Here is a 16,984-nt window from a genome sequence, read left to right as displayed (position 1 = left end):
GGGCCGCAGGCCGTGGGCCGCAGGCCGCAGGGCCGCAGGGCCGCAGGCCGTGGGCCGCAGGCCGCAGGGCCGCAGGGCCGCAGGCCGTGGGCCGCAGGCCGTAGGGCCGCAGGCCGCGGGGCCGCAGGCCTGGGGGGCGCAGGCCTGGGGGGCGCAGGCCGTGGGCCGTGGGGGTTCCGGACCGCGGGCGCGGGACCGCAGGGCCCCAGGGCCTCAGGGTTGCTGGGCCCCAGGGTTGCTGGGGCGCAGGGTTGCTGGGGCGCAGGGTTGCTGGGCCGCAGGGTTGCTAGGCCCGGGTCCGGGGCGGACGGGTTGTGGGGCGACGGGGCGTTGGCGGCGGGCTGAGCACTGGCGCGGTACACCCACCGCCGCCGCCCGGGCTACACCGTGTCGGCCGGGCGCCGACACGCGCGCCGACCCAGGCGGCCGGATTGCTCCTGCCCGCGCCGGAGGCTCGCGGAGGCCGGCCCGGTCGTCCGCCCGGCCGCGCCCGGGCGACCGCCGCACCGGAGGATCGACGGCCGGTGGCGGTCACCCGACGCCCGCGTGCTGTACCGGATGACGGTCGCGGCATCCGAGCACCCGCGCCAGATGCTGAGCCGTCAGCGACCACCGCCGCCTCCCTCCCCGCCAGAGCCCGGCCCGACCCCACCTCTGCCCGCCCCGCCTCTCGCCGCCCCGCCCCTCCCCGCCTCAGCCCGGCCCCGCCAGGCCCCGCTCGGCTCGGTCCACCTCGGCCCGGCCCCGCCCGGCCCGACTCGGCCCGGTCCACCTCGGCTCGGCCCGGCCCGGCCCCACCCGACCCCGCCCGGCCCGACTCGGCTCGGCTCGGTCCACCTCGGCTCGGCCCCGCCCCGCCCCGCCCGGCAAGAGGAACCTGGCTACCCCATTGCTCCATTCGCACCCGGCCCGGCCCCAGCCAATCCACCGTCCCCTGCACCCCGCCAACCCGCCGACGTCCGCCCAGCCGAGGGCATCCAGCCGATCCCACGCCGGTACCCCGATCAACCGGATGCCTCGCCGCTGCCGCCCGACGGCCCCAGAACCCCCGTGGCCCCACCTGCCGCCCCGCAGGCCCGACAAGCTCCACAAGCCGGCGGCTCCACCGCCCACGCAACTCCACGGCCGGGTGCCTCCGCAGCACCGCGATCTCGTTTTGCTACGGCAGTCGTCGATCCCGCGTGTCCGTACGGCCCGGCGCGCAGATCGACGACCTTCCGGGCTTATGGAGCTCGAAATAACCCCGATATCCCGTCAAGTCGCGGAGAGCGCGGGGGGAACGTAGCGGAGATCGGCCGCCCCTCCGCGCTGCCGGCGGCCGGAGCGGCCGTGAGCAGCACTGCCCGGCCCCGGCCGCCCGGTCGAAACAACGCAACGAAGCGGCCGAGGCACCGGCCACACCCGAACCGCGCCTAGTTTCCGTGCTCCGCCCGGATCACGTGCATCACCGCATTGATCAGCGCCAAATGCGTGAACGCCTGCGGGAAATTCCCCAGATGCTTCCCCGAGTACGGATCGAGCTCCTCCGCATACAACCCCAACGGACTCGCGAACGACAGCAGCTTCCCGCACAACTGCCGGGCCCGATCCAGCTCCCCGATCTCCGCCAACGCCGACACCAACCAGAACGAACAGATCGCGAACGTGCCCTCTTCGCCACGCAACCCGTCGTCGGTCTCGTCGGTCTTGTACCGGAGCACCAGGCCCTCGACCGTCAGCTCGTCGGCGATCGCCAGCACGGTCGCCTTGATCCGCGGGTCGTCCGGGGCCAGGAACCGCACCAGCGGCAACAGCAACGCCGACGCGTCCAGCGCCTCGGTGTCGTAGTGCTGGGTGAACGCGCCCCGCGAATCCACGCCCCGCTCGCACACGTCGGCGTGGATCTCGTCGGCGATCTTCTGCCAGTCGTCGGCGAGCGTGTAGTCCTGCCGCAACCGGGCCAGGCGGGCACCCCGGTCGACCGCCACCCAGCACATCACCTTCGACGAGGTGAAGTGCTTCGGCTCCCCGCGGACCTCCCAGATCCCCCGGTCGGGCTCCCGCCAGTGCTCGATCGCCTTCTCGACCTGGCGCCGCATGATCTTCCAGGTGCGGTCGTCGAGCCGGTCGCGCGAGCGGGTGTGCAGGTACATCGAGTCGAGTACGGCGCCCCAGACGTCGTGCTGCTCCTGGTCGAACGCGCCGTTGCCGATGCGCACCGGCCGGGCTCCGTCGTACCCGGACAGGTGGTCGAGCACCTTCTCGGTGAGCACCCGCTCACCGTCCACCCCGTACATGACCTGCAGGTCGCCCTGCGAGGCGACGTCGGCGACGAAGTTGAAGAAGTCGTCGGCCTCCCAGTCGAACCCGAGCGTGTAGAGGCCCCAGAGCGCGAACGTCGAGTCGCGGATCCAGCTGTACCGGTAGTCCCAGTTCCGCTCGCCCTGGGGCGTCTCCGGAAGGGACGTCGTCGCCGCGGCCACCAGCGCACCGCTGGACGCGTACGTGAGCCCCTTCAGCGTCAGTGCGCTGCGCTGCAGGTGACCCCGCCACGGGTGGTCGGGGAACGAGCCCCGGGCCAGCCAGTGCTGCCAGTGGTGCGCGGTCCAGGTCTGCCTGGCGTTGGCGTCCTCGTAGGAGTACGGCGGCTCCACCGAGGCCCACGACAGCGCCACGTACCGCTCGTCGCCCTCCTTGAGCAGCGTCCGGGACGTCGCCCGGCCACCCTCGAACCCGATCCGCATGTCGGTGGTGAGCCGCAGCGACGGCCCGCTGTCTTCCCCGTTCGACGACGTCGCCAGGCCCTGGTGGTAGCCCCGGTCGGTGTAGGACCAGCGGGCCTGGTGCTGCCCGTAGTCGAACATCGGCTCGCAGTCCATGACGACCTGGACCTCGCCCTTCACGCACCGCACGGTCCGCAGCAGGCAGTGCTGGGCGTCGTAGTCGGTGGGGGCGCGCCGCTGGGTGGGCGAGAACGCCTCGTTGTGGTGCCACGGTCCGATCAGCAGCGTGTCGCGGACGATCAGCCAGCCGCCGGACGACTCCCACGACGTCTCCAGCACCATCGTGCCGGGCAGGTACCGACGGTCGACCGGCACCATGTTGTCGGCCGGGCCGAGCCGGAAGCCGCCGGCGTCCCGGTCGAGCACGGCGCCGAACACGCTCGGTGAGTCGAGCCGGGGCAGACACAGCCACTCGACGTTCCCGCTGGGAGCGACCAGCGCCATCACTTCGCAGTCGGAGAGGAAGCCGTAGTCCGCGATCGGCGGGAACGGTGAGCGGGACGCCAGCGCGTCCGCCGACACCGGCACCCGGATCCGGTCGAAGCCACCGCCACTGATCATCGCTCGGCCGCCCGATGCCGCGGCCTGCGGTGCACACGATTCGTCATCGGCGCCGCACCTCCTCGTTCTACAGGCCGACACGCGGCCCGAAGCTGTTCCCGCGGGGACGGATTCCCCCCACGCTCCTCACCGTCCATGACGGTCGCGTCTCGCCGGGGTGACCAGTGTGTAGCACCTCGGGCGGCAAGACCAATCCCCAGAATGACGCCCCCCGTTCACCTTCAGGTTGCCACTCTCCTCGGCCCTTCACACGGTCCGTACGTACGGCTTCTGAATCCATCCGGACGACCCGGAAAGTGCACACCGTACCTCCGACCAACGAATACACACCGTCACCGGTTCGACGAAAACGACGGAACGACGAAGCCCCCGCACGCACGAAGCGCACGGGGGCCGAGAGAACCCGGGAACGAAACTCAGGCAGCGAGAGTCTGGATCGCCCACTGCATTCGGGCCACCGCCGTCTCGGGGTGCTCCCCGAACTCGGCGGCCAGCCGGCGGGCGCACTCCTCGGCTCCCCCGCAGGAGATCAGCACGGCCGCGATCGCGTCACGCACCTGCTCGGCGGTCGGCAGATCCGATGGCTGCAGAACACTCACGAAGAGCGCCTCGGCGTCGATGAGGTTGGTAGTCATGGCCTTGATCCCTTCCTGGGTTCCCGGTTCGTCTCTCTACTGGAATCAAGGTTGCGCCCGGAAAGCCGTTCCCACGATCGGCCGTTGGACAGTTCATCTGTCTCCTCCCGAACAGTAGGGAATACGCCGTTCGGAGGAGGCCCGGGTGCAATCCGCGCCGACGCGTTCGGCACGTGCCATTTCCCAGGTAGGGTGCAGCCAAATCAGCTGGTCAAAGCCTTCGAAACTGACGAATCGGGCGGGGAACTGACCACCGGCGGCCGGTCGCGCACAGCGTCGACGGCCGCCTTGAACCCGGCCGGAATTTCCCGGAACCGGTTGCGCCAGAGCGTCATCTGACGGCAGTCGTCGCACCGCCCCGCGACGCCGTCGGCCTCGATCCCCACGTGCCGGCACAGCGCCACCGCCCGGGGCAGATGGAACTCCTGGCTCACCAGCAACGCCCGGCGCACCCCGTACACCTGGTACGCCCGCACACAGGTGTCGTACGAGTCGAGCCCGGCCGGATCCGCGACCAGCTTCGCCGCCGGCACGCCCCGCGCGGCCAGGTACCGCGTCATCGCCGCGGTCTCGTTCCCCGAGGTCCCGCTCCCGTCGCCCGACACCAGGATCGCCTTCACGTGCCCGGCCCGGTACAGCGCGGCCGCGACGTCCAGACGTCCGGCCAGGAACGGCTTCGGCTTCCCGTCCGGCTGCAGCTGCGCGCCGAACACGATCGCCACCGGCGCGTCCGGAGCGTCCGGCACCCGGCTGAACCGGTGCCCCGACGAAACGCTCCAGGTCCAGACCAGCGGCCCCCCGAACGCCAGCACGCCCAGCACCACCACCCCGGCCAGCGCCCCGATGATCCGTCGCCGCATCCGCCGCCGAAAAGAACCGTCCAACGACACGTCCGTCGCATCCGCCACGCCGTTAGCGAATCAGGCCCACGCAACTGGGTAGGTTCTTCGCTCGTGACCATCGATCGGGACCTGGCCGCGCTCGCCGCCGCACATGGGGTCGCCACCGAATACGTCGGCTCGACCGGACGCCCGGAGACCGTCACCCCCGACACCGTGATCGCCGTCCTCGGCGCGCTCGGCGTCGCGGCCGGCACCCCGGCCGAGGTCGCCGCGTCGCTCGCCGACGCCGACACGACCCCCTGGCGGCGGCTGCTGCCGCCGACCGTCGTGGTGACCGCCGGCGCACCGGCCACCGTCGAGGTCCACACCCCGTCCGGGGTGGTCCCGTCGGTGGTCGTCCACACCGAGCCCGGCCCCGAGCTTCCTACCCAGAACGGTGACGTCACTCAGGCTCGCACCGTGGGTGAGCTGCTGCGCGAGGCGCGCACCGTGAGCTTGCCTCCGCTCGAACCCGGCTGGCACCGGCTGGTCGCCACCGCCGGCGGGGAGACCGCCGAGGCCGTGCTGATCGCCGCCCCGGCGCAGGTGCCGTACCCGCCCGGCGACGCCCGGGTCTGGGGCTGGATGCTGCAGCTCTACGCGCTGCGCGGCGACGACTCGTGGGGCATCGGCGACTACGGGGACCTGCGCGACCTGGTCCGCTGGAGCGGCGAGCTCGGGGCGGGCGCGGTCGTCTGCAACCCGCTGCACGCGCCCTCGCCGGTGCTGCCGCTGGAGAACTCGCCCTACTACCCGTCGAGCCGCCGGTTCCGCAGTCCCCTCTACCTGCGGGTGACCGACGTACCCGAGTACCGGGCCGCGTCCGACGAGCTCCGGTTGGCCGTGGACGATCTACGCCCGGAGGCGCCGGACGACCGGATCGTCCGCGACCCGGTCTGGCAGGCCAAGCTGGCCGCGCTGGAGATGCTGTTCCCGCTGGCCGCGTCCCGGGATACCGCGGTGACCGCGTACCGGGAGGAGCAGGGCCAGGGCCTCACCGACTTCGCCACGTTCTGCGCGCTGGCCGAGGAGCACGGCGTGCCCTGGCAGACCTGGCCGGAGGAGCTGCGCCACCCGGGCTCGGACGCGGTCGCCGCCGAGCGCACCCGGCTGGCCCACCGGATCGACTTCCACGCCTGGCTGCAGTTTCTCTGCGACGAGCAACTCGCCGCGGTCGACCGGGGCGCCCGGGAGGCCGGCATGCCGGTCGGCGTCGTGCACGACCTGGCCGTCGGCGTCGACCCGGGCGGAGCCGACGCCTGGGGGCTGCAGGACGTCCTGGCCACCGCGGCGACGGTCGGCGCGCCGCCGGACTCGTTCAACCAGCAGGGCCAGAACTGGGGCCTGCCGCCGTGGAACCCGCAGAAGCTGGCCGAGGCCGGCTACGGCCCGTACCGGGACATGCTGCGGGCCGTGCTCCGGGCCGCCGGCGGGGTGCGGATCGACCACGTGCTCGGCCTGTTCCGGCTGTGGTGGGTCCCGGTGGGCTCGTCGGCCGCCGACGGCACCTACGTCCGGTACGACGCCGACGCGTTCCTCGGCGTGCTGGCGCTGGAGGCCTACCGGGCCGGCGCGCTGGTGGTCGGCGAGGACCTCGGCACGGTCGAGCCGCACGTGGCCACCGCGCTGGCCGCGAGGAACGTGCTCGGCAGCAACGTCCTCTGGTTCGAGCGCGACGACCCCGACCCGTCCCGGGACGTCGAAGGGGAACTGCCGGACCGGCCGCGGCCGCCGGCCGACTGGCGGAAGGGCGCAGCGGCCAGCGTGACGACGCACGATCTGCCGACCGCGGCCGGGTTCCTGACCGGCGAGCACGTGCGCGTGCGGGCGGCCCTGGGGGTGCTGGGCCGGTCGGCGGCCGAGGAGCAGGCGACCGCGGACGCCGAGCGGGCCGCGCTGCTGACCCTCGCGCACGCCGAGGGCCTGGTCAGCTCGCCGGACGCGACCGGCGAGGAGGCCATCCTCGGGCTGCACGCGCTGCTGACCCGGACGCCGGCCCGGATCGTGCTGGCCGCTCCCGGCGACGCGGTCGGCGACGTCCGCCAGCCGAACCTGCCGGGGACGATGGACGAGTACCCGAACTGGCGGCTGCCGCTCGCGGTGCCGTCGGCCGACGACGGCGCGCACCGGACCGTCGGCATCTCGGAGTTCATGACCTCGGAGCGGGTCCGCCGCTTCGCGGCGGTGCTGAACGAGGTGCGCGACGCCTAGGCCCTGTCTTGCGAATCTCGCTCGCAGCGAGGCACCGCTCAGCCGTCGTCAGGCAAGGCGGAGGGATGTCCGGATACCGCTGTTGTATCCGGACAGCCCGACAGCGCGGCCTGGCGGCGGCTGAGCGGAGCCGCAGCCGAGCACGGATTCGCAGGACAGGGCCTAGACGGCGGGCACCTCGGTCTCCAGCAGCGCGGGGCTGCCGAGCAGGACCGGGATCGAGGTGTAGCCGCGCAGGACGCGGGTCTCGCGCTGGCTGGGCGGACCGGCCAGCGTGAGGCCGGGGAACCGGCCGAACAGGCGGCGCAGGCCGATCTCGCCCTCGAGCCGGGCCAGCGACGCCCCGATGCAGTAGTGGGCCCCGCTGGAGAACGACAGGTGCTCCCGGGCGTTGGCCCGGCGGACGTCGAAGCGGTTCGGGTCGGCGAACACCCCCGGGTCGCGGTTGGCGCCGGCGATCATCGCGGTGACGAACGACCCGGCCGGCAGCGCGACCCCGCACACCTCGGTCGCGCGGACCGACCGGCGGCTCGTCGCCTGCACCGGCGGCTCGAAGCGCAGCATCTCGTCGATCGCGTTCGGCCACAGCGACGGGTCGGCGTCGAGCTCGGCCCGCTGGTCGGGGTGCTGGAGCAGCAGCAGCGCCCCGGTGCCGACGAGGTTGACCGTGGTCTCGAACCCGGCCGCGAGCAGCAGCCCGGAGATCGCCAGCAGCTCCCGGTCGGTGAGCTTCCCGCTCGCGTCGTCGAGGTGGACCAGCCGGCTGACGATGTCGTCGCCGGGCTCCCGGCGCAGGCGCTCGAAGTGCGCGTACATCCAGTCCGACATCTTCTCGAGCGCTTCCTCGGACCGGCGGAACTGCCGGTAGGAGATCCCGACGTCGAGGACCGGGGCGGCCATCGTGCCCCAGGTCAGGAACTGGCGACGCATCTCCAGCGGTACCCCGAGGATCTCGGCGATGACCGTGACCGGGAGCAGGCTGGCGTAGTCGGCGACGAGGTTCCGCGGCCCCGCCGACGGCCGGGCGGCCATCGCGTCGAGAAGTTCGTCGGCACGCTGCTCGATCCGGGCCCGCAGGGCCTCGACCGCCTTGGCGGTGAAGACGCGGCTGACCAGCCGCCGGTACCGGGAGTGGTCGGGCGGGTTCGTGACCAGCAGCGACGGCGGGTCGATGGGGCCGACGATCCGCTCGTCGGCGGCGACCCGGGTGAGCACGTGCCGGGCGATGAACGGCATCGTCTCGGGGTCGAAGCCGACCTCGAACGCGTCGCTGCGCAGGACCTGGGTGACCGCCTCGTGGCTCACCGCCTGGGTTATGAGCCGGCCCTGGACCACCGGGCCGCGGGCCCGGATCGCGTCGTAGGTCGGGTAGGGGTCGCGGCGCGCGTCCGGGTCGGTGAGGATGCGGGCGTGCAGGTCGCCGTGCTTGGCCGCCCGCCTGATCACGACCCGGGCGATCCCGTGCTGGCCCATCCACCGGACCCAGGCCTTCACCGGCACGTCGCCACACCCCCGTCCGTCGTCAGGCTTATTTTGCCCTGATCCTGACGGACGGTGTCAGCTTCGTAAGGAAGAGTGGCCGGTGCGCACGATGAGGCTGAGGAGACCGTCATGACGATGCCCGACGACGTGGGTGCCTACAACAGACAGTTGATCGCGCAGTTCCGCGAGACCAACGGCGAGGCGGTCGAAGACCGTCCGTTGCTGCTGCTGACGACCACCGGCGCGCGCACCGGGCGCGAGCACACCGCGCCGATGATGTACATCCGCGACGGTGACCGGCTGATGGTCGTCGCCTCCAACGCGGGGGCGCCGGCCCATCCGGCCTGGTTCCACAATCTGGTCGCGAATCCGCGGGTCACAGTGGAACTGCCGGGTGACACGTTCGCGGCGACCGCGGTCGTTCCGTCGGGCCAGTCGCGCGATTCGCTGTTTGCCGGGATCGTCGAGCAGTACCCGTTCTTCGCCGAGCACCAGGCGAAGGTGGACCGGCAGATTCCCGTGGTCGTACTCGAACGCGCATGAGTTAGGCTCCCCTAAGCCGGTGGCGCGGGAGGAGACGGCATGGCTCGGTTGCACGCGGACGGGGTCGAGCTGGCCTACGACCAGCGGGTCGTCGCCCGGGAGCTGACCGTCGAGATCCCCGACGAGTCGTTCACGGTCATCGTCGGGCCGAACGCGTGCGGCAAGTCGACGCTGCTCCGCGCACTCGCGCGCATGCTCGAGCCCAGGACCGGCGCGGTGTACCTCGACGGCGCGCAGATCAGCGCGCTGCCGTCGAAGGAGGTCGCCCGCCGGCTCGGGCTGCTGCCGCAGTCGCCGACCGCGCCCGACGGCATCACGGTCGCCGACCTGGTGTCCCGCGGGCGCTACCCGCACCAGAAGCTGCTGCGCCAGTGGTCCCGCACGGACGCCGACGTCGTGGCCGCGGCGATGGCCGCGACCGGCGTCGCGGACCTGTCCCTGCGTCTGGTGGACGAGCTGTCGGGCGGGCAGCGCCAGCGGGTGTGGCTCGCGATGGCGCTGGCCCAGGAGACGCCGATCCTGCTGCTGGACGAGCCGACGACGTATCTGGACATCGCGCATCAGCTCGAGGTGCTGGATCTGTGCGCCGAGCTGCACGAACGGGAGAACCGGACGTTGGTCGCGGTGCTCCATGACCTGAACCACGCGTGCCGGTACGCGACGCATCTGATCGCGATGAAGGCGGGGGAGGTGGTGGCGGAGGGGACGCCGGGGGAGATCGTGACGGTCGAGCTGGTCGAGGAGGTGTTCGGGTTGCCGTGTCAGGTGGTTCCCGATCCCGAGACGTCGACTCCCCTGGTCATCCCGGCCGCGCGCGCCCGCCGCCGAGCAGCCGCCGCCGTCTGAGCCCGCGGGCCACCGGTCGGCCGTGCGCGGCCGGTCGGGTGCGGGGCGGGGTCAGCCGAGAGCGGTGGCTCGGGCTTCGGAGGCGGTCGGGGCGGCGAGCGCTGCGGAGGCCGTGGTCGTCGCGGTCGCGGCGGTCAGCTCGCGGACGGCCTGCTTCACCTCCGGCACCCGGGCCGGGGCCACACTCAGCTCCCGCACGCCGAGACCGATCAGGACACTCGCCGCGCCCGGATCTCCCGCGAACTCCCCGCACACGCTCACCGTGACCCGATCGGACGCCCCCCGGCACACCGAGTCGACGAGCCGCAGCACCCCGGGATCCCACGGGTCACCGAGCGCCGCGACCCCGCCGTCGCCGCGGGCGGCGGCCAGCGTGTACTGGGTCAGGTCGTTCGTCCCGATGCTGAACACGTCGACGAACGGAGCCAGCGCCGAGGCCTTGAGCGCGGCCGCCGGCACCTCGATCATCGCTCCGACCCGCAGCCCGGCGGGGGAAGCCTGCTCGGCCCGGAGCACGTCGTCGAGCGCGGCGCGCGCCGCGCGAAGCTCGTCCACCGTGCTCACCATCGGGAACAGCACGGTCACCGGCGTCTCGACGGCGACCCGCACGATCGCGGTCAGCTGAGCCCGGAACAGATCCGGCCGCACCAGCGAGAACCGGAGCCCCCGGACGCTCAGGAACGGGTTGGCGGTCGGCGGCACCGGCGCGTACCGCAGCGGCTTGTCCCCACCGACGTCGAGCGTCCGCAGCGTCAGGCGACGCCCACCGAGCGCCTCCGCCAGCGCCCGGTAGGCCGCGGTCTGCTCGTCGACGTCCGGCGCGGTTTCGCGGTCGAGAAACAGGAACTCGGTCCGGACCAGCCCGGCCAGGTCCGCCCCGTTCGCCGCGGCCGCGCGCGCGTCCGCGACCGACCCGAGGTTGGCCCCCACCTCGATCCGGACGCCGTCCCGAGTCACCGCCCCGAGCGACGCTCGCGAGGCCGCCGAGGAGGCCCTGGCCGCCGCGGAGTCCCGCTCGCCGACGAACCGAGCCCGGACCCCCGGCGACGGATCGACCACCAGCTCCCCGGTCGTCCCGTCGAACGCGATCGGAGTGCCGTCGGGGAGGCTCAGCACGCCTCCCCCGGCGGCCACGACGGCCGGTATCCCCCGGCTACGCAACAGGATCACGCCGTGCGAGGTGGGTGCCCCGGCGGCCAGCACGACCCCCACCACGCCCGCCAGCCCGACCGCCTCTCCAGGCGTCAGATCCTCCGCCACGAGCACGAGCCCCTCCGCGTCAGCACCAGCCCCGGCCACGGCGGCAGGGCCGGCCGCGCCGGCCGTGGCGGTGGGGCCGGCCGCGGCGGTGCGGAGTGCGGTGACGACCTGGGCACGGAGGGCGGCCAGGTCAGCGGCTCGGGCTCGGAGGTACGGATCCGCGAGCGCGCTCCAGGCGGTCTCGGCCTCGCCGACCGCGGCCGCCCACGCCGCTCCGGCCTCGGCGCCGTCGTCGATGCGGTCGAACGCGGCCGACCGCAGTTCCGGGTCTTCGAGCAGCATCGCGTGGGCGTCGAAGATCTCCGCCTCGGCCTCGCCGAGTTCCCCGGCCACGCGCTCCCGGGTCCGCCGCACCTCGGCCCCGGCCCGGCCCAGCGCGGCCAGCAGGCGCTCCCGCTCGACCTCGGGCTCCCCCGCGACCCTCGCTGCCTCCGCGCCGCCGCCCGCCGCCTCCCGCTGCCGCACCGCCCCGACCACGATCCCCGGCGACGCCGCCAACGCCCCCGCCGCCCCCAAAACCCCACCCGAAGCCGCCAACCCGCCCGAAGCCGCCCCCACGCCGGCAACGCCGAGCGCGGCACGCCCGGCCGGCCCAGCCGGCCCAACCGGCCCAACCGGCCCAACCGGCCCAACCGGCCCAACCGGCCCAACCGGCCCAACCGGCTCGGCCGACCCGGCCGGCTCCGTCGGCTCGGCCGGCTCGGCTGGCTCGGTCGGCTCGGTCGGCTCGGCCGGCTCGGCTGGCTCGGTCGGCTCGGTCGGCCGGGGCGGGAACGCGGCGAAGATCTCGTCGGCGGCGGCCAGCACCCGGGCCACGGCCGCTTCCCCACCGGCCGGGGCGGTCACCTCCACTCGATGGCCGAGCAACGCACCGAGCGTCGCCACCCGGCTGAGGCTCTCGGCCGGGACCGGGTCCGAATCCGTCGTCAGGTTCCGGAACCGCATCGGCACCCCGGTGCCGCGCACCGCCCCGACCAACGCGGCCGCCGGCCGCGCATGCAGCCCCATCGGGTCGGTGACCACGAACTCCCCCCGCGGCCCGCGATCGCCCCCCACCGCCCCGGGCGGCTCGAGCTCCCCGGACGGCTCAGACCCCCCGGACGGCTCGCCCACGGGCGGCGCGGCCTGCGCCGGCCCCGCGCGGGCCGCGCCCCGCCCGGCTCCGGGCGGCTCGAGCTCCCTGGACGACTCGGACGCGAAGGACGGCTCGACCGCAGGCACCCCGCCCAGGTGCTCCGCCTTCGCCGCAACCCCGGCAGCGGCCTCCGCCGCCACCTCGTCCCTCCCCGCACCCCCGGCCGCGGCCACCACCGCCGCGACCAGCCCCTCCACCAGCGGCGCCGGGCTCAACACCACCCCCTCGGCCACCGCAGGCTCCAGCAACTCCAACGCCATCTCGGCCGACAACAACGCCGACCCGAGATCCATCAACACCACGACCCCGGCCGGCCCGGACGCCCGCTCGATCGCCTCCGAGATCGCCACCGCATCCGTCCCGAACGTCTCCGCGTCCAGGCCGGCCGCCACCTCCACCCGCAAACCCGACCCCGGAACCATCTCCGACGCCAACCCCACCGCCGCCTCGGCCAGCGCCCGGCTGTGCGACACCACCACCAACCCGACCAGCTCAGTCATTCGCACCCAACGCCGACGCCGCCGCCCGCACCAGCAGGAACGACGACTCGGCCCCCGGATCCAGGTGCCCGGCGCTGCGCTCCCCGAGATACGACGCCCGGCCCTTCCGCGCCACCAGCGGCACGGTCGAGTTCCGCCCGGCCGACGCCGCGTCCACCACCGCCGGCCAGTCCTTCCCGGCCTCCAGCGCGTCCGCCGCCGGCACCAGCGTGTCCAGCATCGTCTTCTCCCCCACGGCCGACTTCCCGCGCGCGGCCACGCCGTCGACCCCGGCCCGGAAGGCCGCCGGGAACCCGTCGCCGAGGGCCGACGAGACCCGGAGGAAGAACGTCCCGTACAGCGGCCCGCTCGCCCCGCCGACCGTGGAGACCAGCGTCATCCCGACCTTCTTCAGCAGCGCCCCGTCGTCGTCGAACGACGAGGAGTCCAGCGCCGCCACCACGGCCGCCATCCCCCGGGACAGGTTCGCCCCGTGGTCGGCGTCCCCGACCGCCGAGTCGAGCTCGGTCAGCCTCGGCGCCGCCTCGGCGATCAGCCGCGCGTACTCCCGGATCCAGGCCTCGACGCTCACACGCCCCACCGCAACCCCGGCGTGTTCACCGGCGCGTCCCACAGCTGCAGCATCTCCTCGTCCACGGCCAGTAGCGTCACCGACACCCCGGCCATGTCCAGGCTCGTGATGTACGGCCCGACCAGCGACCGCACGATCGGCACGCCGTGCCGCTCCAGCAGCGCGGCCACCTCGCCGTAGACCAGATACTGCTCGATGAGCGGCGTCGCGCCGAGCCCGTTCACGAACGCCAGCACCCCCTGCTCGGGCGAGATCTCGGCCAGCACCGGCTCGACCAACATCGCCGCGGCCTCCCGGGCCGACGGCAGCGGCACCCGCTGCCGCCCGGGCTCCCCGTGGATGCCCACCCCGAGCTCGATCTGGTCCTCCGGCAGGTCGAACGTCGGCTTACCGGCCGCCGGGACGGTCCCCGACGTCAGCGCCAGCCCCATGCTCCGCCCCCGGTCGTTGACCCGCTGCGCGACCGCGGCGACCTCGGCCAGCGACCGGCCCGCTTCCGCGGCCGCTCCGGCGATCTTCTCCACCAGGACGGTGACGCCCACCCCGCGCCGGCCCGCCGTGTACAGACTGTCTTCGACGGCGACGTCGTCGTTGGTGACGACGGTCGCGATCTGGACGCCGTCGGCGAGCTCCGCGGCCATCTCGAAGTTCATCACGTCGCCGGTGTAGTTCTTGACGATGTGCAGCACGCCGGCGCCACCGTCGGCGTACTTGGTCGCGGCGAGGATCTGATCGGGCACCGGCGACGTGAACACCTCACCGGCGGCGGCCGCGTCGAGCATCCCGAGCCCGACGAAACCGCCGTGCAGCGGCTCGTGCCCCGACCCGCCGCCCGAGATCAACCCGACCTTGCCCGCGACCGGCCCGTCGGCCCGGTGGACCACCCGCTGCTCGAGATCGACCGCCAGCGACGGATGGGCGGCGGCGAGACCGGCGAGCGACTCGACCACCACGTCTGCGGGAGCGTTGATGAGTTTCTTCATGCCGATGCTCCTTTGCGTCAGGCCTGAGGAAACCCTACGGAAGATCCTCGGGGAGTCCACCGGAAGCGGCCGCCGCGGCCAGATCGGCGCCGAGCGCCGGGGCGAACTTGAACAGGTTCTCGCCCCAGACCGCCAGCACCGGCCCGGCCCTGGCCACCCGGATGCCGTCCCCCAGGCCGGGCGTCGGGGCGCAGTACACCTCGTCGACCGGCTCCGGATCCACCACGTCGGAGAGGAACTCGCGCACGTACTCCGACGCCAGCGCGAGCGAGCGCCGCCGGACCTCGTCGCGCCCGAGCTCCCAGGAGGCGTCCGCCAGGTGGCCGCCGATCGCCCACCGTCCCGGCGCCACCAGATGCCCGTAGGTCGTGTACCCCGGACGCCACGACCCGCTCTGCTCGATCCAGCACGGCACCCCGCCCGGCGCCGACAGCGGGAACGTGAACCGCACGTGGTGCTCCAGCGCCGACGGCACGTCCAGCCCGAGCGGCCCGGCCAGCTCCGAGGTCCGCGCACCGGCCGCGATCAGCACCGCGTCGCACTGCCAGCTGTCCTGCTCCGAGTGGACGGTCGCACGGGCCGTACCCACGGTGATCCGCCGGACGACGTCGAAAAAAAGACCTCGACGGACCGCGGACCGGAGGAATTCGCCGGTCTCGGCGGCCCGGATCACGCCGCCGCCCGGGTCGACGAGGAACGGGCCGGGCGTGCGCGGACGGGCCGGCAGGCCCGGGACCGACGACACGTCGGGGTACAGTCCACACCGGACGCCGACCGCACGCATCGCGCGGTACCGCTCGGCCGCGTCCCCGCCGCTGACGACCGTGCCCTCGGTGCCGACGAGCGTGCGGCTCGCGGTCCGCTCCCACCGGCCCCAGCCGACGCGGGCCCGCGCGGCGTAGCGGACCAGCGCCGGCGACGTGTGGGCGAGCCGGAAGATGCGGGTGTCGCCGCGGGAGCGGCCGCTCATCGGCTCGCCGGCCTCGTAGAGCCGCACCGAGACCGGGTACCGGCGCAGGGCGTAGGCGGTCGACAGCCCGACGATGCCGGCCCCGATCACCGCGATCCGCACGGTACTAGCCCTATCAGAGGGCCAAGCCTCACACCACCGGCGGCTGCGTCGACCAGGGGAAGTTGATCCAGCGGTCGGTGCGCCGCCAGACGTACTCGCAGTGCACGACCGAGTGCGGCTTCTCGTACAGCACGGCGGTGCGCGCCTCGGCGACGTGCGCCGCGCAGAAGTCGTACACGACCTCCAGCGTCCGCCCGGTGTCGGCCACGTCGTCGACGATCAGGACGCGGGAGCCGGCCAGGTCGACGACCTCGGGCACCGGCGGGAGCATCACCGGCACCGCGAGCCGCTCGTCCACCCCGGTGTAGAACTCGACGTTGATCGTCGCGACGTTCTTGACGTCGAGCGCGTAGGCGAGCGCGCCGACCGGCAGCAGGCCGCCGCGGGCGATCGCCAGCACCAGGTCGGGCCGGTAGCCGTCGTCGGCGACCAGCGTGGCGAGTTCGCGGCTCGCGGTGCCGAACAGGTCCCAGGTGAGGACTTCCCGGGAGACATCGGCGCCGACTGCCTCAGAAGATGTCACGGCCGAATCGTAGGCGCCCTGGCGGATCCGGTAACCGCGCGCAACAGTTGTTGCACTGTAATCAAAGCTTCAGCCCGGAGGCGGTCATGACCGAACTCGACGCCTACTCCCAGATCGTCACCCGGGTGGCCCGCACGGTCGGGCCGCACGTGGCCGCGCTCGCGGTCCGGAGCCGCCGCGGTGAGGGCGCCGGCTCCGCGGTGCTCGTCGACGACGACGGCCTGATGCTCACGAACGCCCACGTCGTCGCCGGAGTCACCCGCGGAAGGGTCGCGTTCGCCGACGGCTCGGAATCGAACTTCCAGGTGATCGGGGCCGATCCGCTCTCCGACCTGGCCGTCGCCCGCGCCGACCAGGCCGACCTCGGCGGCATCGAACTCGGCGACGCCGACGCCCTGCAGGTCGGCCAGCTGGTCGTCGCGGTCGGCAACCCGCTCGGGCTGTCCGGCACCGTGACCGCGGGCGTGGTCAGCGCGCTGGGCCGGTCGCTCCCGGCGCAGAGCGGAACCGCCAGCCGGCTCATCGAAGACGTCATCCAGACCGACGCCGCCCTCAACCCCGGCAACTCGGGCGGGGCCCTGGCCGACGCGAACGGGCGGGTCGTCGGCATCAACACCGCGGTGGCCGGCGTCGGCGTGGGTCTGGCGGTGCCGATCAACGCGACGACGCGGCGGATCATCACCGCCCTGCGCCAGGACGGCCGGGTCCGGCGGGCCTACCTCGGGCTGGTGACCGCGCCGTTCCCGCTGCCCGAGAAGCTCGCGAAGCGGGCCAAGGCCGCCCGCGGCCTGCGGGTCGTCGACGTCGTCGGCGGCAGCCCGGCGCAGCGGGCCGGTCTGCGCACCGGAGACCTGCTGCTCGACGCCGGACGCAGCCCGGTGCGCGACGCCCAGGGTCTGCAGAAGCTGTTGTTCACCGACGCGATCGGACAGCCGTTGCCGCTCACGGTCTTCCGCAACGGGGCGATGGTCGACGTGGTCGCGGTGCCCACCGAACTGGTCTGAAGAGGACCCGGCTCG

13 protein-coding genes are annotated in these 16,984 nt (G+C 73.7%); 4 read left to right on the top strand and 9 right to left on the bottom strand.

What is annotated here, in order from left to right:
• Positions 1 to 1,412 precede the first annotated feature (1,412 nt).
• The 3 genes from FL583_RS32525 to FL583_RS32515 all read right to left on the bottom strand — a co-directional run bounded on the left by FL583_RS32525 (position 1,413) and on the right by FL583_RS32515 (position 4,866).
• Positions 1,413 to 3,323, bottom strand: coding sequence for a glycoside hydrolase family 15 protein (locus FL583_RS32525; RefSeq protein ID WP_142708710.1), 1,911 nt, complete (start codon positions 3,321 to 3,323; stop codon positions 1,413 to 1,415).
• Between the two features lie 416 nt (positions 3,324 to 3,739).
• The gene (locus FL583_RS32520; RefSeq protein WP_142708709.1) at positions 3,740 to 3,958 is read right to left on the bottom strand and encodes a hypothetical protein; all 219 of its coding nucleotides are present in this window, start codon (positions 3,956 to 3,958) and stop codon (positions 3,740 to 3,742) included.
• A 203-nt stretch (positions 3,959 to 4,161) separates the two neighbouring features.
• Positions 4,162 to 4,866, bottom strand: coding sequence for a SanA/YdcF family protein (locus FL583_RS32515; RefSeq protein WP_205752671.1), 705 nt, complete (start codon positions 4,864 to 4,866; stop codon positions 4,162 to 4,164).
• A 45-nt stretch (positions 4,867 to 4,911) separates the two neighbouring features.
• Here FL583_RS32515 and malQ point away from each other — a divergent pair, with 45 nt between their 5' ends.
• On the top strand, positions 4,912 to 7,050 hold the full coding sequence (malQ, locus tag FL583_RS32510) for a 4-alpha-glucanotransferase (RefSeq protein ID WP_170323980.1): 2,139 nt from the start codon (positions 4,912 to 4,914) through the stop codon (positions 7,048 to 7,050).
• 162 nt (positions 7,051 to 7,212) lie between these two features.
• Here malQ and FL583_RS32505 read toward each other — a convergent pair whose 3' ends face one another.
• Positions 7,213 to 8,550, bottom strand: coding sequence for a cytochrome P450 (locus tag FL583_RS32505; protein ID WP_205752670.1), 1,338 nt, complete (start codon positions 8,548 to 8,550; stop codon positions 7,213 to 7,215).
• A gap of 117 nt (positions 8,551 to 8,667) precedes the next feature.
• On the opposite strand from FL583_RS32505, the gene FL583_RS32500 reads away from it, so the two are divergent.
• Together FL583_RS32500 and FL583_RS32495 are read left to right on the top strand one after the other, a co-directional pair.
• A complete protein-coding gene (locus FL583_RS32500) occupies positions 8,668 to 9,075 on the top strand; it encodes a nitroreductase family deazaflavin-dependent oxidoreductase (RefSeq protein WP_142708706.1) in 408 nt (135 codons plus the stop codon).
• A gap of 39 nt (positions 9,076 to 9,114) precedes the next feature.
• The gene (locus tag FL583_RS32495) at positions 9,115 to 9,921 is read left to right on the top strand and encodes an ABC transporter ATP-binding protein (RefSeq protein WP_142708705.1); all 807 of its coding nucleotides are present in this window, start codon (positions 9,115 to 9,117) and stop codon (positions 9,919 to 9,921) included.
• 51 nt (positions 9,922 to 9,972) lie between these two features.
• Here the strand turns inward: FL583_RS32495 and ptsP are convergent, their stop codons facing one another.
• Genes ptsP through FL583_RS32455 form a run of 5 tightly spaced genes read right to left on the bottom strand, consistent with a single transcriptional unit; the run spans position 9,973 to position 15,965 of the window.
• Complete coding sequence (ptsP, locus tag FL583_RS40510) at positions 9,973 to 12,816, bottom strand: phosphoenolpyruvate--protein phosphotransferase (protein ID WP_170323979.1); 2,844 nt, start codon at positions 12,814 to 12,816, stop codon at positions 9,973 to 9,975.
• Positions 12,809 to 13,396, bottom strand: coding sequence for a dihydroxyacetone kinase subunit DhaL (dhaL, locus tag FL583_RS32470; RefSeq protein WP_170323978.1), 588 nt, complete (start codon positions 13,394 to 13,396; stop codon positions 12,809 to 12,811). The genes ptsP and dhaL overlap by 8 nt, the downstream gene beginning before the upstream one ends.
• A complete protein-coding gene (gene dhaK / locus FL583_RS32465; protein ID WP_142708703.1) occupies positions 13,384 to 14,370 on the bottom strand; it encodes a dihydroxyacetone kinase subunit DhaK in 987 nt (328 codons plus the stop codon). Before dhaK ends, dhaL begins: the two co-directional genes overlap by 13 nt.
• Before the next feature lie 34 nt (positions 14,371 to 14,404).
• On the bottom strand, positions 14,405 to 15,442 hold the full coding sequence (locus FL583_RS32460; protein ID WP_142708702.1) for an NAD(P)/FAD-dependent oxidoreductase: 1,038 nt from the start codon (positions 15,440 to 15,442) through the stop codon (positions 14,405 to 14,407).
• A gap of 28 nt (positions 15,443 to 15,470) precedes the next feature.
• Positions 15,471 to 15,965, bottom strand: a complete 495-nt coding sequence (locus tag FL583_RS32455) for a phosphoribosyltransferase (RefSeq protein ID WP_142708701.1) — start codon at positions 15,963 to 15,965, stop codon at positions 15,471 to 15,473.
• Between the two features lie 86 nt (positions 15,966 to 16,051).
• On the opposite strand from FL583_RS32455, the gene FL583_RS32450 reads away from it, so the two are divergent.
• Positions 16,052 to 16,969, top strand: coding sequence for a S1C family serine protease (locus FL583_RS32450; protein WP_142708700.1), 918 nt, complete (start codon positions 16,052 to 16,054; stop codon positions 16,967 to 16,969).
• Positions 16,970 to 16,984: the final 15 nt, after the last annotated feature.

The sequence above is a fragment of the Cryptosporangium phraense genome (assembly GCF_006912135.1).
Classification (GTDB): Bacteria; Actinomycetota; Actinomycetes; order Mycobacteriales; family Cryptosporangiaceae; genus Cryptosporangium; species Cryptosporangium phraense.
Note: the sequence above shows the minus strand (reverse complement) of the source record. Positions and strands in the feature narration are given on the sequence as shown.